10 protein-coding genes and 1 riboswitch are annotated in these 15,852 nt (G+C 47.0%); of the genes, 1 reads left to right on the top strand and 9 read right to left on the bottom strand.

What is annotated here, in order from left to right:
• Positions 1-50: 50 nt before the first annotated feature.
• The 9 genes from BLW97_RS04515 to BLW97_RS04475 form a co-directional block, all read right to left on the bottom strand.
• Positions 51-755, bottom strand: coding sequence for a GntR family transcriptional regulator (locus BLW97_RS04515; RefSeq protein WP_075322470.1), 705 nt, complete (start codon positions 753-755; stop codon positions 51-53).
• Positions 752-4,444, bottom strand: coding sequence for an urea carboxylase (gene uca / locus BLW97_RS04510; protein ID WP_207650553.1), 3,693 nt, complete (start codon positions 4,442-4,444; stop codon positions 752-754). Before uca (BLW97_RS04510) ends, BLW97_RS04515 begins: the two co-directional genes overlap by 4 nt.
• Positions 4,359-6,179, bottom strand: a complete 1,821-nt coding sequence (gene atzF, locus BLW97_RS04505; RefSeq protein WP_075322469.1) for an allophanate hydrolase — start codon at positions 6,177-6,179, stop codon at positions 4,359-4,361. The genes uca (BLW97_RS04510) and atzF overlap by 86 nt, the downstream gene beginning before the upstream one ends.
• Before the next feature lie 329 nt (positions 6,180-6,508).
• Positions 6,509-7,363 carry an ABC transporter ATP-binding protein gene (locus tag BLW97_RS04500; protein WP_075322468.1) on the bottom strand — a complete coding sequence of 285 codons (855 nt, stop codon included), beginning with the start codon at positions 7,361-7,363 and terminating at the stop codon, positions 6,509-6,511.
• A 1-nt stretch (position 7,364) separates the two neighbouring features.
• A complete protein-coding gene (locus BLW97_RS04495; protein ID WP_075322467.1) occupies positions 7,365-8,144 on the bottom strand; it encodes an ABC transporter permease in 780 nt (259 codons plus the stop codon).
• Between the two features lie 27 nt (positions 8,145-8,171).
• Positions 8,172-9,161: an ABC transporter substrate-binding protein gene (locus tag BLW97_RS04490; protein ID WP_075322466.1), complete on the bottom strand. Its 990-nt coding sequence runs from the start codon at positions 9,159-9,161 to the stop codon at positions 8,172-8,174.
• 105 nt (positions 9,162-9,266) lie between these two features.
• Positions 9,267-12,872 carry an urea carboxylase gene (gene uca / locus BLW97_RS04485; protein WP_075322465.1) on the bottom strand — a complete coding sequence of 1,202 codons (3,606 nt, stop codon included), beginning with the start codon at positions 12,870-12,872 and terminating at the stop codon, positions 9,267-9,269.
• An 8-nt stretch (positions 12,873-12,880) separates the two neighbouring features.
• Positions 12,881-13,525, bottom strand: a complete 645-nt coding sequence (locus tag BLW97_RS04480; RefSeq protein WP_075322464.1) for an urea amidolyase associated protein UAAP2 — start codon at positions 13,523-13,525, stop codon at positions 12,881-12,883.
• Between the two features lie 5 nt (positions 13,526-13,530).
• Positions 13,531-14,268 carry an urea amidolyase associated protein UAAP1 gene (locus BLW97_RS04475; RefSeq protein ID WP_075322463.1) on the bottom strand — a complete coding sequence of 246 codons (738 nt, stop codon included), beginning with the start codon at positions 14,266-14,268 and terminating at the stop codon, positions 13,531-13,533.
• Between the two features lie 189 nt (positions 14,269-14,457).
• Positions 14,458-14,560: riboswitch (guanidine-I (ykkC/yxkD leader) on the bottom strand.
• A gap of 809 nt (positions 14,561-15,369) precedes the next feature.
• On the opposite strand from BLW97_RS04475, the gene BLW97_RS19735 reads away from it, so the two are divergent.
• Positions 15,370-15,711: a DEAD/DEAH box helicase family protein gene (locus BLW97_RS19735; RefSeq protein WP_207650551.1), complete on the top strand. Its 342-nt coding sequence runs from the start codon at positions 15,370-15,372 to the stop codon at positions 15,709-15,711.
• Positions 15,712-15,852: the final 141 nt, after the last annotated feature.

Raw genomic sequence — 15,852 nt, 5'->3', positions numbered from 1 at the left:
TAAATTAAAACGAAAAAAATATTGGTACTAATTTTTAAATACACACCTGTTCAATACGCCCTGTTTTTTTCCAGCCTGGCCTCATACAGCATACTCAACGTAATTTTATGCACTTCCAACCGGCTCGCTTCTATGTGTGATCTTAATAGTCGTTGCGCTTCACCGATTCTGCCCCGCTGAATTTGCCCCAGGATAGCCGCATGTTCTTCGTAGGTGGCGTTTACTCTCTGGGCTTTCGTAAAATCCAGACGGCGAATAATCCGCAAACGCTCCATCACGTCCTGATGAATGCGTGACATCTCCGCGTTGCCACCGGCCTCGACCAAGCCGGCATGAAACTGTTCATCCTGCAACCAGACGGCTTTGGCATCAATTTCTCGTTCATCGGGTAAACAACACCAAGTGTTCATGAGCATTTTTATGTTCGAAATATTTTCTTTGCGTACCAAGCGCTGCAGCGAAGACTCTTCTAAAAGAATCCGTATTTCATACAGTTGATCAAATTTATCAAAATCGAGCGGGCGTACTTGCCAGCCCACTCTGGGCATAACGCGCACATAGCCTTCCCGTTGCAGCCGGAACAGGGCTTCACGAACCGGTGTGCGGCTTACTGCCATCCGCGCGGCAATTTCGTTTTCACTAAAATAATCGCCGGGTAACAGATAAAAATTAAAAAGCTCTTCTTTTAATCGCAGATACGTTTCATCTGCGCGATTAGAAGCGATGTCTAACGGTATGGGCGCTTTTTTATTCATGGGTTAGGCTCCCGGGTATCCAGAATGATCAATGGCACGCCATAGCTCACGAGCTCCCCGGTTTTGCAACAATGTGCGCTGACCACACCGGAACAAGGGGCATGAATGGTGAACTCCATTTTCATGGCTTCCAGAATAACCAGTGGTTCTCCGGCCTGGACGGAACTACCCGGTTCTACCAGGTATTTCCAAACGCTACTGGTCATATCGGCCGGCACAGAGGTTTCAAATTCATCCAGTTCCCGGGTTTGGTCTGGAGAGACCCCAGTCACCTCTTCCATTTGCAGATCCTGTTCGGACCACAGGGTCACTTCTGACGCAAACGCCTCATCCTGCCGGGACTGAAACTGGGCAATATCCGACGCGTTATCTGCCAGAAATTGCTCATAAGTACCCAAATCAAAAACGGTGTCTTCAATGTTTATCTGGTAAGTCCCATAACGGAATGCCTCTCTATGCTGGATGAGTTCGTCTTCGCTCACCGGATAGAAGCGCACCTGATCAAAAAACCGCAGTAGCCAGGGTTTGCCCTGGGCAAATTGTGGGTTGCGCAAATAGGTATTCCAGATAGGCAAGGTGCGGCCCACCAGTTGATACCCACCCGGAGAGTCCATGCCATAAATGCACATGTACACGCCGCCTATTCCTACCGTACCTTCCGCCGTAAAGGTGCGTGCCGGATTATATTTGGAAGTCCGCAAACGGTGGCGTGGATCAATAGGTACAGCGCAGGGTGCGCCGAGGTAAACGTCCCCCAGACCCAGTACCAGATACGAGGCGTCATAAATGGTATCCACCACGTCTTGCACCGCATCCATCCCGTTCATGCGGCGAATGAATTCCACATTATTGGGCAACCAGGGTGCAGTATCGCGTACGGATTGACGATAACGACTGACCGCCTCCAGGGTCGCACTATCTTCAAAAGCCAACGGCAGATGCACGATGCGGCCCGGTACCTGCATGCTCTGAATGGATGGCAGGCGATTTTCGGTTTCCTGCAAAACGGCAATCAACTGTGACTGAGGGATGACCTGACTGTCATAACGGATTTGCAACGAACGTACACCCGGTGAAAGCTCCTCAATTCCGGGTTCGTTGCGCGCGTTCAGCGCCTCCATCAAGGCATGTACCCGAAAGCGCAGACGCAAATCCAGCACGTTATCGCCATACTCAAGCAACACATAATGATCACCGGCCTGGCGATAAACGACGGTCGGAGATTCTGGCTGTGCCTGATGGCGGCCCAGTATCGCCTCACCAGAAGCACAAACCGGTGGGTTTATCAGGTGAAATCCCGCAGGCGAAGCCATGGTCTGAATGGCAGTTTCCTGAAGCTGTTGCAGACGCAGGGCCGCATCAAAATCCAGGGGAACAAAACGAATGCGATCACCCGGTTTGAGTTGACCCACTTTCCACAGCTCGGCCTTGGCAATGGTGGCGGGACAAACGAAACCGCCCAGACTTGGCCCGTCCTTCCCCAAAATTACCGGCATATCACCGGTAAAATTGATGGCGCCAATCGCATATTCCGTATCGTGAATATTGGAAGGATGCAGTCCAGCCTCCCCACCGTCTGATCGGGCCCATGTTGGGCGCGGTCCGATCAGGCGAATGCCGAGACGATTGGAGTTGTAATGCACTTCCCAGTCAGTTGCAAAAAACTGCTGGATGAATTCCGGCTGAAAAAAATCCGGTGCCCCATGCGGACCATACAACACCCCAATAGTCCAGTGACCTGTGAAGCTCGGGATCAATTCTGCCGGAATCGAAGCCGCCGGAGGTGTAGTGGCTGACGATGCGCCGAGGAGCAGCAGATCACCACTGCGGATAGGTCTGCCACCATGGCCACCAAACTGGCCCAAGGCAAAGGTGCTCCGACTGCCGAGATAAGCAGGCACATCAAATCCACCCGTCACCGCCAGGTAAGCACGACAACCCGCCGTCATGCGCCCCATATCCAGAATTTGTCCGGCGCGCACGGCAATGCTCTGCCAGGATTTTATGGGCTGGCCGTCCAGGATGACGTTCAGATCCGCACCGGTCAACGCGATCTGCGTCTCTGCATGAAAACGGATTTTTGCCCCTACCAGCGTGCATTCCATGCCAGCGGCATCTGCGGGATTGCCTAACAGACGATTGGCCAAGGCGAAAGCATAATCATCCATGGGACCGGAGGGCGGCACCCCAATGTGCCAGTACCCGACCCGGCCGGGGATATCCTGAATGGTACTGTAAGTACCGCCATCCAGTATTTCCGCTACCCGAGGATGAAAAGTAAAGGTGCTCAGCGCGGTGGTCGATAATTGCGCGTCGACCAACAAGGGCGCCCGCGATATTTGCCGCAAATAATCCAGATTGCTGACAATGCCGGCGATCCGTGTTTGTGTCAGGGCATTTTGCAACTTGGCTACGGCCTGTTGCCGGTCCTGACCATGCACAATGATTTTGGCAATCATCGGGTCATAGAAACTGGAAATTTCGGAACCGCTTTCTACATAGCTATCGACACGGATATCTTCCGGAAAAACCACTTCGGTTAATGTGCCGGGAGACGGCTGAAAATCCTTGAGTGGATCTTCCGCATAAAGGCGGGCTTCAATGGCTACCCCCTGAGCCTTGGGACGGTGAGCCAATACCGGCGGATCACCTGCGGCCGTCTGGAGCATCCATTCGATCAAGTCTATCCCGGTCACCATTTCGGTAATGGGATGTTCCACTTGTAAGCGGGTATTCACCTCCAGAAAGTAGAACGCATCCCGTTCCGCTTCGTACATAAACTCCACGGTACCCGCGCTGCGGTAGGCGACGCTTTGCCCTAAACGCTCGGCTGCGGCAAACAAGGCCGCCCGCGTTGCAGCAGGCAAATTTGGTGCAGGCGTTTCTTCTATGACTTTCTGATTGCGACGTTGCAAAGAACAATCGCGATCTCCCAAGGCCAACACTTTGCCCAATCCATCGCCAAAAATCTGCACTTCTACGTGGCGTGCCTGCGACACAAACCGCTCTAAAAACACCCCGGAATTGGCAAAGAAATTTTGTCCCAGTCGCTGTACAGATTCAAAAGCCTGGCGCAGTGACGCCTCATCCGCACAACGGGTCAGGCCAATCCCCCCGCCTCCGGCGGTACTTTTCAGCATTACCGGGTAGGTAATGCGTTCTGCTTCTTCGCAGGCCTGTTCGATATCGCGCAGCAATTCCGTTCCGGGGGCCAGAGGCACACCCGCCTTGATGGCGATTTCGCGGGCGGTATGCTTGAGGCCAAACTGACGAATCTGCTGCGGTGTCGGCCCCACAAAAGCGATGCCCGCCTGTTCACAGCTTTCGGCAAACGCCGCATTTTCACTCAGGAATCCGTAGCCGGGAATGATCGCTTCCGCACCTGTACGTAACGCAATATTGAGAATGCGATCAGCCTGGAGATAGCTTTCTGCGGGCGTATTACCGCCCAGACCCACAGCGATATCCGCATCCAGCACATGGCGTGCGTGTCGGTCGGCGTCGGAATACACCGCGACACTGGCAATACCCAGTTTGCGCAGGGTTCGTTGTATGCGTACGGCAATCTCGCCCCGGTTGGCGATCAGCACCTTTCGGAACAGGTCAGCCATGGTCAGACTCGTTGTTGTTTGCAGGGAGAGTACGGAGATAAGCCCGCCAGCCACCCAGATGAGTGATGTCTTTTGCATCGTTATGGGCGATGCCTTCACAGATGAACCCCTTCACGTGGCGTCCATCGCGAAGGGTAATGGTCCCGATTCCCAGAGGCGCCGGTATTTCGCGCATGAACTGCCCGAGTCCCGTGTCGCTCAGGGACCATAACTCCACTTCGATCCCCTCCTCTCTGACAGCCTGATCGCAACGCATCAGTCCCGGTTTGAGCGGAACGCTGTCTTTCAGGGCAAACAGGCGATAATTGGCTGCGGTATAGGTGCTCTCCAGAAAAGTGGCTCCCAGACTGAGTAATTGGTGATTGAGCGGTTGGCCGCGCAGGTGGGCACCCACGACGGCCACAGTAATGGCTCCGTCCTGGGCTGTTGCTGGCACCACCGGCTCACTGACGGGGCCGGGAATATCCGAGATACCCAGTTTCCAGGGCATGAGGTCCTGCCACTGTCTGGCAAAAGCTAGCAATGCTTCATCCTGAAAAGCTGGAGCGATGAGGGTGATGCCGAAAGGTAAGCCATCCGCACGGAATCCTGCCGGAAGCGCCAGTGCACACAAATCTGCAAGATTCACGAAATTGGTATAGCGACCCAGCTGCGCATTTTTCCCGACGGGATCGGCTTCCACCTCGGCAATCGTCGGGAAAGTCGGCGTTGTTGGAACCAGCAGTGCATCGACTTGCGCAAAAATAGCCGCTATTTTGCACAGCAGTCCCTGGCGTTGATACTGGGCCTTGAAAGTATCTACAGCACTAAATTGCGCCCCTCCTCGAATAATGCCCTCGACAACAGGATTGGCGACGCCTGGATGCTGGTCAATAAAGTCGCCCACCGCAACCGTGCGCTCCGCGACCCAAGGTCCTGAATAGAGTAGAGATGCCAGTTCATACAGCGGACTAAAATCCAGTGGCACCAGCTGCAGCCCAGCCGCACGCGCTTTTTCCAGCGCAACCTGCCAGGCATCGGCCTGAAGCTGATCTCCATGCCACTCGCTTTGGTCGGGTATCCCAAAAACCTGGGGGGAGACTGCAGAAGAAGCAGGCGTTGGTCGAGACCAGATATCATTGGCGTCATACCCCGTGGCGGTATGAAGAACTGCTGTGGCATCGTCAATGGTCATTGCAAGAATGCTGACGCAATCCAGAGAAGCACATGCCGGTACCACACCCCGGGTACTCAGCCGCCCTCGGGTGGGCTTAAGCCCGATAAGATTATTAAAGCCCGCCGGGACACGCCCCGACCCTGCCGTATCCGTCCCCAAGGCGAAAGCAACATAGCCTTTGGCGACAGCAACCGCAGAACCGGAGCTGGAGCCACCGGAGACATACTCGGGATTAAAGGCATTGGCGACTGGCCCCCAGGGCGAGCGGGTGCCCACCAACCCCGTCGCAAACTGATCCAGATTGGTTTTACCGATAACAATGGCACCGGCGGCGCGCAAGCGCGCAATGACGCCCGCATCTGCTGATGCCGTATAAGTAAACTCGCGGCAGGCGGCAGTGGTCGGCCAGGCTGCGACATCTATGTTGTCTTTGACCGCAAAGGGGACGCCCCTTAATGGTGCATCAACCGGCAAAGTGGCAATCCTTGCCAGTTCAGTTTCAAGCAGTTCTGGACTAATCAAGCTGATCCAGACGGACTCAGAAGCATCCAGGCCCGCAACATGTTGCCTGAGCTGCTCGACACCTGACTGAAAATTAGCGCGAAAAAGATCGCGCCATGCTGAGAGGGTAATACAGGATTGATTGAGGTTTCGCATCTGGTGCTCCGTCTGGTATACAAGAGCTCATCAGCAATGACTGTGCCAGATGCGTAGATTGTGGGGAATTCAAGTAAAAGGCATAATTTCAGACCAATTAACATATTGAATTTATGAATATTTTCTATTTTAAATAAAAATCAAAGTCACAACGGAGATAAAAATCGACAATAGAAGGATTGAATTCTTTGCACCATCGATATGCACTGCGCACTCTTATGGTGCATCCTCAGTACGGCATGAGGTCAGGAGAAAAAAATTATTTTAATAAACATAAAATTCATGAACTAAATATCAAGATCAAGATCAAGATCAAGATAGATTAAGATCTAAAGAACATCAGGGTATAAGGATTTAGAAGCCACCTTCTGCAAAAGCTCATCAGAAACAACAATGCTAGAAGTTTGAGTAATACGTGATTTAATATTCTTTTGCATCTGAATAACCTCAGGATGATCTGGAATAGGTATACCATCAAAATTACGTGGCAGGTTTTTAGTTACAAATTCACTATCGATTCGACCTGGGTTAGTTGAGAGAACTATTATTCTGTCACCCAGCTTTAACGCTTCATTAACATCATGAGTAACAAAAATAACTGTTGTTTTCTCAATATTAAACAAGTGTCTAGTGATGATATGCATTACATCTCTAGTTTGTGAGTCTAAGGCACTGAAAGGTTCATCTAATAATAAAACCTTTGGGCTTGAAACCAAAGCTCTCGCGATATTAGCACGTTGTTGCATACCTCCGCTAATCTGCGATGGATATAAATGTTTTGACTGCTCAAGGCCCATAAGCTCAATAAGCGCGTTTCCCCGGTAAACAGCTGACGAAATATCTTTGTCAGATTGAAACATATTTACTCGTAACGACCGAGAAAAGAATATGTTTTGCTTGACGGTTAACCATGGGAAAAGAGTTGATTGCTGGAAAACAACGCCCAGATCTCGTGAAGGAGAAGTTATTTCCTGGCCATCCAAAGTAATTGAGCCTGAAGTTTTCTTCTCTAATCCTGCAACCATCCTAAGTGCAGTCGACTTACCACATCCTGATGCGCCAACCAGCATGAGTTTTTCTCCAGGATTGATTGTAAGATTAATTTTTTCCAAAACTAACTTTTCATTCTCCGAACCTGCTTGGAAAACTTTTGTTAAATCAGTTATTACAACTTTCCCTTTCATATTATATGTACATCCATGAAAAAATTATCCTGTGAATGAGTCGAAATACAAGATCAAACAATAGACCTAATGTTCCAATAACAATAATACCAACAAAAATCCTTGGAGTATCCATAAATTTTTGTGCTTGCATAATAGCAAAACCTAAACCCTTATTAGCAGCAATAAGTTCTGCTACAACTAAATAAGTCCACGCCCACCCCATATTAACACGTAATATGTTAAGTATATCAGGAGCAGCACCATCAAGAAGAGCAAACTTAATAACTTCAGTCCTTTTCGCACCCATTGTCAACAAAGCCTCGACATACTTTTGCGGGACATTTCTTACAACATCAGCCACCATAACAATAATTTGGAAAAGAACACCTATTAATATTATTGAAACTTTGGCCGAAGTGCCTATGCCCACCCACAAAAGCACCAACGGTATAAAAGCAGAAGCTGGCATATATCGAATAAAATCATTAATTGGTTGCAATAAAGCTTCAATAAATTTAAAAGTTCCAATGAACAAACCAGTAGGCACACCGATAATAGCAGCAATAATAAAACCATATAAAACTTGCTTTACACTCACGACTGTATCGAGCCAGAGCGTAGATTTTGTCCAGCGAAGAAAAGAAACAAAAACGCGACTCGGAGATGGCAAGAATAAATGCCCTACTAAATGCATGGAAGTAACTAATTGCCATAAAGCAAGAGGAATAATAAATCCTGCTATTGACGCGATCACATATATCCCTCTCGGAATTTTTGCTCTAATCTCAAGCAGTCTCATTTTATTCCCCTTACAATAAGTCGATCGTTAATGCGCAGAAGCTTTATTCACAAATTCAGGATCTATAAAAGAACTAGGCTGCGGGGTTGCGCGAATTGCCCCTGCAGATATCAAAAACTTGCTCGTATCTAAGGTGCTTTTATATAAGGACTCCGTTTTATACTGATACTCAGCATTCATAGCAATCTTGTTGAGATTTTCACCGAAGAGGCGAGTACCCGACAAGGCTGCAGCATAGACCTTAGGTGTTAAATCAACATGAGGCGCCATAATGGCAGCGGCTTTATTGGGATGCTGTTTGATGAACTGTACGGTTGCGAACCATGCTTTAGCCAGATTCACAAACTGCTGTGGATATTTTTTTATAACGGACTCTCGCGCAGCAACTATATCGGGTATAACACCAGGAGCATCCGCACTCGTAAAAAGTGGATGACCGGATTTACGCGCTTCGATTCTCTGGATCCATGGATTCCAAACTCCTGCAGCCGGTACCCGACCTGACATAAGAGCAACTGCAGCTTCTGATGTTGACATATTTACGAACTTGACATCAGAAACCGGTATCTTGTTTTTCTCAAGAGCATACTGATCCAAGTACTGTTCGATTGAGTCCATTCGTACAGCAATAGTCTTTCCTTTTAATTGTTCGAAGTTGTGAATATCATTGTTCACCATTAATGCATCGTTACCGTGAGAATTATCTGTTGTCAACACAACCTTGATGGGTGCTCCTTTCTGAACCGGAGCAAGAGTATCTATTAATGCCTGACAATTAGCATCAATTTTCCCTGCAGATAGTGCTTCTACTGATGTTTCGTAACTCGTAAAATAAATTAGTTTAAAGTCCGCATGATACTTTTTAAGATAGCCATTATGCTCAGCTACGTACCATGCTACCCAGCCCGGCCAGTTACTGAGACCTAACGTAATCTCAGCACTGGCATTAGAAACAATTGCACACTGAAGAGTCGCAGCCGCACCCATACCAAATATCAATTTCTTTACAATATTCATAGCATCTTCCTCTAAAAAATGTAAGTAAGAATGTACAACTTTAATCACCTCAAATAAGAAAAAAGAAACAGCCTAATTTTCGCATACCCCTCAATTACGACTAATTTAATTTTCAATTACAAATAATCTTTGTCCAACATTTATATCTCCACCTTCTTTACAATACATACCGGTTATTTTACCTGAGGATAGAGCAATTACACTTATCTCCATTTTCATTGACTCCAGTATGCATAGCACATCTCCTTCATTTACCTGTTGATTTAATTTTACTAATATTTTCCACAAACTACCTGATACTGGGCTATTAACACGAGTTTCATTGCTTTTTAATTCCCCCCCCTGATCTCCTATAGAGTTGTCTGCAATAATTTGACTATCCCATTCAGCCTGCCCAGATTCAATCCATCGATTCTTCTCATCATCAAATGCCTTTCTTTGTTTTTTTTGAAATGATATAATTTCATTTTGATTTTCTTTTAAATATATTTTGTAGTTTTTTGCGCTAAAATTACTTTTTGTTATTTCCAAGTCATAACGGCCAATTATAAAATCTTCTCTAATCTCTTTCAGGTCTTTATGAGATACAGGGAAAAACCTAATTTGATCAAATGGTCTTAGCAACCAAGGTTTATTATCAATAAAATATTTCGTATTTTTCCAACGATTCCACATCTGCAATGTACGACCTACAAATTGGTAACCACCCGGTCCCTCCAATCCATATATACACAAATATGCTCCGCCTATACCGACTGCATTTTCTGGAGTCCAGGTTCTTGCTGGGTTATATTTCGTGGTAACTAATCTATGCCGTGGATCTAATGGTGTCGCTACCGGTGCCCCAAGATACACATCACCTAGTCCAAGTACCAGGTACGTTGCATCAAAGACTATCTGCATAACATCTTTTATGGATTCAAGCCCATTAATACGGCGGATGAATTCTATATTTGATGGACACCATGGTGCGTTATTACGCACACCTGTCATGTATTTTTCTATTGCAAGTTGTGTAGCAGGGTCATCCCAGCTTAATGGAAGGTGAAGGATCCTTGACTCCACAATCATATCTTCTACTGGAGGTAGTTTGCTTTCTGCAATCATGAGCAGATCAAGCAAGTTCTTAAGTGAGATTTTGTTGTTATCATAGTGCACCTGTAACGAACGTATTCCCGGTGTGAGATCTATGATTCCTTGAAGTTTTTGTTGCTGGATCCACTCTACCAAAGCATGTGCCCGCAACCTCAGTTCCAGATCAAGCTTGATTGACCCATACTCAACCAAAAGGTTGGCGTCTCCAGCAATCCGATATGTTACCCCTACGGGATGTGCTGGCTGCTCTAGTTTAGCGATAACAGGAGAGCTATTACCAAAATTTTTCTTTAGGGGTAAATCCAAGGAAGTGTTATCCAGTTCTGCTATAAGTTTTTCTTGCGCTTTTTCTCTCTGTACTGCTTCGTTGTTATCAATGGGTATGAACCGAACTTTGTTTCCTGGACATAGCTGTCCAAGTTTCCAAAGATCTGTTTTAATTACCACCCCCGGGCAAACAAAACCACCAAGACTTGGGCCATCTGGACCGAGAATAATCGGCATATCCCCAGTAAAATCGATGCTTCCTATAGCGTAGGCATTGTCATGAATGTTTGAGGGATGCAAACCAGCTTCTCCACCATCTTCACGCGCCCACTCAGGTTTTGGTCCAATCAACCTTATCCCAGTACGGTTGGAATTATAGTGAACCACCCAATCTGTTTTGAAAAGCATCTCGATATCGGCTTCAGTAAAGAAATCCGGTGCTCCATGTGGCCCATAAATCACCCCAATTTCCCAGCTAGTTGGATAAGATGGCCGTGCTTTAATCGGTACTGTTTGAACCTTTTGATTATTTTTGGCCGGCCTATCTGCTAAATGTAGTACATCCCCTGCACGCAAAACTCGTCCAGCATGCCCACCAAACTGGCCAAGCGTAAAGGTCGCTCGGCTACCCAGATATAGTGGCACATCAAAACCACCAGAGACTGCAAGATATGCCCGGCAACCACCATCTAGGGCATCTCCTAAACGTAAAACTTGACCCGCGCGAACCACATGAGTGGTCCAATTTGAACATGGTTTTCCGTCTAATGTTGCTCCCATTTCTGCCCCGGTAATAGCAAATTGGGTATCTACATTAAAACGCAACACGGGACCGGAAAGCAGAATTTCCATGCTCACAGCGTCCGATGGATTTTCAAGTAATTGGTTAGCCAGGCGATGAGCTAAGGCATCCATTGGACCGGATGGAGGGACGCCAACATCCCAGTATCCTAGTCGACCGGGCCAATCTTGCAACATGGTCTGCACCCCGGGTTCAAGAACATCTACTGTGTGCGCAGAAAATTTCAAACATGATAAATATTGGGTAGTTTGTCTGCCGGCTGATACAACAGAATCCGCTGACAATGTACGTAGATACTGCAGATTGGTCTCAAAACCATATAACGAGGTATTGCAAAGGGCGTTACTCAGCTTATTTAACGCATCTGCGCGGTTAGCTCCATGAACAATAATTTTAGCTATCATGGGATCGTAATAGGCAGTCACTTCTGTGCCTAGCTCGACCCAGGTTTCTATGCGTGCATCTTCAGGAAAATGCACTTCCGTAATGATGCCCGTGGCTGGTTGGAAATTCTTTGCTGGATCTTCTGCGTAAAGCCTTGCCTGGATACTATGTCCCTGGGGTTGATGTACATAACCTGATTCTGGTGATTCGCCAGCAGCGAGTCTAATCATCCATTCTACCAGGTCCACTCCACTGACTTCCTCAGTCACACCATGTTCAACTTGCAGGCGGGTATTTACCTCCAGAAAATAGTAATTACCTGTTTGCGCATCAACGATAAATTCCACCGTACCCGCACTGCGATAGTGCACATTTCGCATGAGTTGAAGAGCCGTTTCACAAATCTCTGCACGCAATTCATCTGTTAGGTTGGGTGCAGGTGTTTCTTCGATAACCTTCTGATTACGACGTTGCAGAGAACAATCACGCTCGCCCAGATGAACTACATGTCCCTTTCCATCACCAAAAACCTGCACTTCCACGTGTCTTGCAGCTTCCACATATTTTTCAATATAGATCCCAGACTCCTTAAAACTAGCTCTGGCAAGTCGGTCTACACGCTCAAATGTAGCAGGCACATCTTCCTCAAACCTGACAAGCTGCATGCCGATTCCACCTCCGCCCGCTGTGCTTTTAAGCATCACAGGGCAACCAATCCTTCGTGTTTCCTCCAGCGCATGTTGGGCATTTTTAAGAAGCGCGGAACCTGGAAGTAGAGGGATATTGTTTTCTTTAGCCAGCTTGCGAGCCGTGTGTTTCAAGCCAAAATCGCGCATCTGCGATGGAGTCGGTCCTATGAAAGCTATACCTGATAACTCACAAGCCTCTGCGAAATCTGCATTCTCAGACAAAAAACCATAACCTGGATGAATTGCCTGTGCACCTGATTTTCGAGCAGCATCTAGTACATGATCAATCTGCAGGTAGCTCTGTGCAGCTGGGGCCGCCCCAATACAAATAGCTTCATCGGCCAAACGAACATGGGCACTATCTCGATCCGCTTCCGAATAGACAGCTACAGATCGTACACCTAAATTGCGAAGGGTACGTATGATTCTACAGGCTATGGCCCCTCGGTTCGCAATCAAGACTGTATCAAACATGCTAGCCCCTAATTCCAGATTAGAACTTGTATGGGTGTTGGATTATAATCGTTACAAGGATTATTTAATTGTGGGCAATTCGAAATAAGACAGAGAATATCCATGGTTGCTCTCATTTCTACATACTTGCCAGGAGCTGATACTCCATCGACAAACTCAAGTGATCCATCCTCAGTAACGGGGACGTTCATAAAAAAATTGATGTTTGCCGTAAGATCTCTCTTGGTTAAATGACCGTCGAATTGCCATAAGCATTTCAAAAATGTATCTCGACAAGAATGCATAGGCTGTTTATCTAACCCGTATCGAACCGCATTACTTTCGGCCGAGCAGGCACCTCCAATTGTATCATGGCGGCCACAAGTATCAGCCGTAATTGTCAGCATTTCGCGACCCATATTAGACATTAACTTGCTTCCACAAGTCAGATACAGCCCTCCACTCTCGATGGTTTCTGTGGCACTGTACCTTTCATTTTCATCTTCTGTACCATAGAACAAGGTATCCACTGCCTGATTTCCATAAAGGTCAACAATACGAAGCGTCTGATCTTTCATGATTGGATACAACCAACCATCACCGGATGCTATCTCTTTACTATAAATGGCTTCAGCAGTCTCAAGCTTACTTTCTTTGTGTATAAAAAAATTCATTTCAATCACCTATATAACTGTTCAGTGCGATAAAACCCACGCCTGTTTTCCACACACTTGGTTCGCGATACATCATTTTCATCAGCGAAACCGCTTTTCCATGCCGTGATGATCAAATCACCAGGTGTATAATCATTCTTAATGTCTAATGGATGTGGCGCAGAAGAAAAGACGACCACAACATCCATATCAAAACGTAAGTCCAACCAGTTTCCCGGGCTTTTGTGGTTCGTCCTGAACTCCAACGAACCATTTTCAGATACCGCAACCTTGCTAAAAAAGTTGACGTTAGGAACGAGATCCTTTTTACCCAATCCATATTTTTGCATTTCAATTAAAAAACCGTCTTCCGCACTGCGATGCATAGCATTTCTGTGCGTCTGATATGTGGCCTGATCATATTGCATGGATATTTTAGAATCGGTTGATAAACCACCAATTGTATCATGCCAACCACAGGTATCTGATATTATGGAGCACATTACCCGCCCCATATCTGAATACAGGGCATGCCCAAGGGTAAGCATGGCTGTATGCTGAGATTTTAATGTATCAGGCATATTATATCGCTCCAACATCAAATCTGAACGAAAAAATAAAGCAGATAAGTTGGCGTTACCACTTACGTCAGTAATACGAAAAGCTGTTCCCCGTTTGACATGACCAGACAAGTGGCATCCTCCTGGTATAGTCTCTTCCCAAAGAAAACGTTCCGATGGAACAGGCTGAATGCATTGAGTCATACCAACCTCCAACCTTGATTCATTTGATTCGACGCGATGTTGCAGGATGTGATAATTGAGCAAACTAAAAATCTATGGTTTTCAACCATATTTGCTGATTTAAATTTACTCCTAGAAGTGCTTAAAACTAATATATCTAACATGACAATCTCCACAGAAAGCAAAAAGGGAGGCGCACCACTCATGGCGTCCTCCCGGGCTTTTATCCCTCCGTGAAGCTTGAATTAGTCAAGCCGAGCAGCTCTCGGACCAGTCATTGCAATATGCAACCGGAACCCTAGCCATTCTAAGCGTCATACATCTAAACGCCTCTCGCAAATTGTAAAGCACAAAGTGTGCCAAAGTCTGCAGTATATTTATTTATGTTTTTTTTTGAATTTTTAGGTGAATAAGCGATGAGCACCGAGTAAATGCTCTATAATAGTGCAATTTTTGCACTAGAAGGAATCATTGCGCATTATTTTAGTGCATTCTGCCGAAAGTTTTTGTAATTGCCATAATACTGGCTGGATGCAAGTTTGTGGAAATGGGGTGAACGCACCACTAATCCAGTCGCAGGCTTTTGCCACGATGGTAACCTACTGTGCAAAACTTCATACCATGAATGAAAGACATAATTGAAGATGTCAGGTTGCAGCATTGTCGTGTCCATCGAACTGTTGGCGGACAGATCAGTTTCGTTTTCGCATCAACATGTTCTGTAATGCTAGACGCGGCGTTCGATGCTGCAGGTCGCCAGCAAGGCCATTATAAGCTATAAATACCACAATGCTCGGCTGCTGCAGACAAGATCATAATTATGGATAATGCTTTCTTTCAAAAACCCATTCTCAATTCTCCTTATGCATATCCGCGTCGTCACTGGGAGTTGGATGAGCAAGGACAACCAACCCAGCGAATTATAGATGGCCGACCGAGTTCATCAGCCCTATTCCCCGCCCACGCAAGCAAAAAGGCGCAGGCAAACAAGCGAATCTGCTGCTGGATCAAGGCCAAGGGCTATCGACCGAAGAACAGCTATATAACAATACGGCACTCATAAACGCAGTACGTTCTGAGGTAGAGAAATGGCGCAACATACCTCATTCATCAGATTGGCGCGTGACGCCAGAGACAGCAAGGCTACTGCAATACTGGCGACACCATGCTTTCAGCAGTATTCGTCCCTTCTTCTGCCAGATCGAAGCGGTTGAAACCGCCATTTGGCTGACCGAAGTGGCACCACAAATGGGTAAAGCCGCCCAGCTTTTTTTAGATCAGCTGAACAACGCCAGCCAGGATGCCAACCCAGGGCTCCTGCGATTAGCGCTCAAGTTAGCTACCGGTGCCGGCAAAACTACAGTAATGGCCATGCTCATTGCCTGGCAGACCGTCAACGCTTTGAGGCACCCCAATAGCAAGAAATTCACTCGTGGTTTTCTCATCGTTGCACCCGGTTGTTAAACAGCGTGCAAAAGTTGCCAGAATTGGGTGGAAAACAGCGTGTAAATTGACCACCTGATATCCTGCCGGATTTGCCGGGAGGAAACTGGAGTGATTTGCATGGAAACCATAGCCAAAGTGCGCCGTCTGTATCATCTGGAC

Source organism: Acidithiobacillus albertensis (genome assembly GCF_001931655.1).
Taxonomy (GTDB): Bacteria; Pseudomonadota; Gammaproteobacteria; order Acidithiobacillales; family Acidithiobacillaceae; genus Acidithiobacillus; species Acidithiobacillus thiooxidans.
The sequence above is the reverse complement of the archived record's forward strand: the minus strand, read 5'-3'. Positions and strand labels throughout refer to the sequence as shown.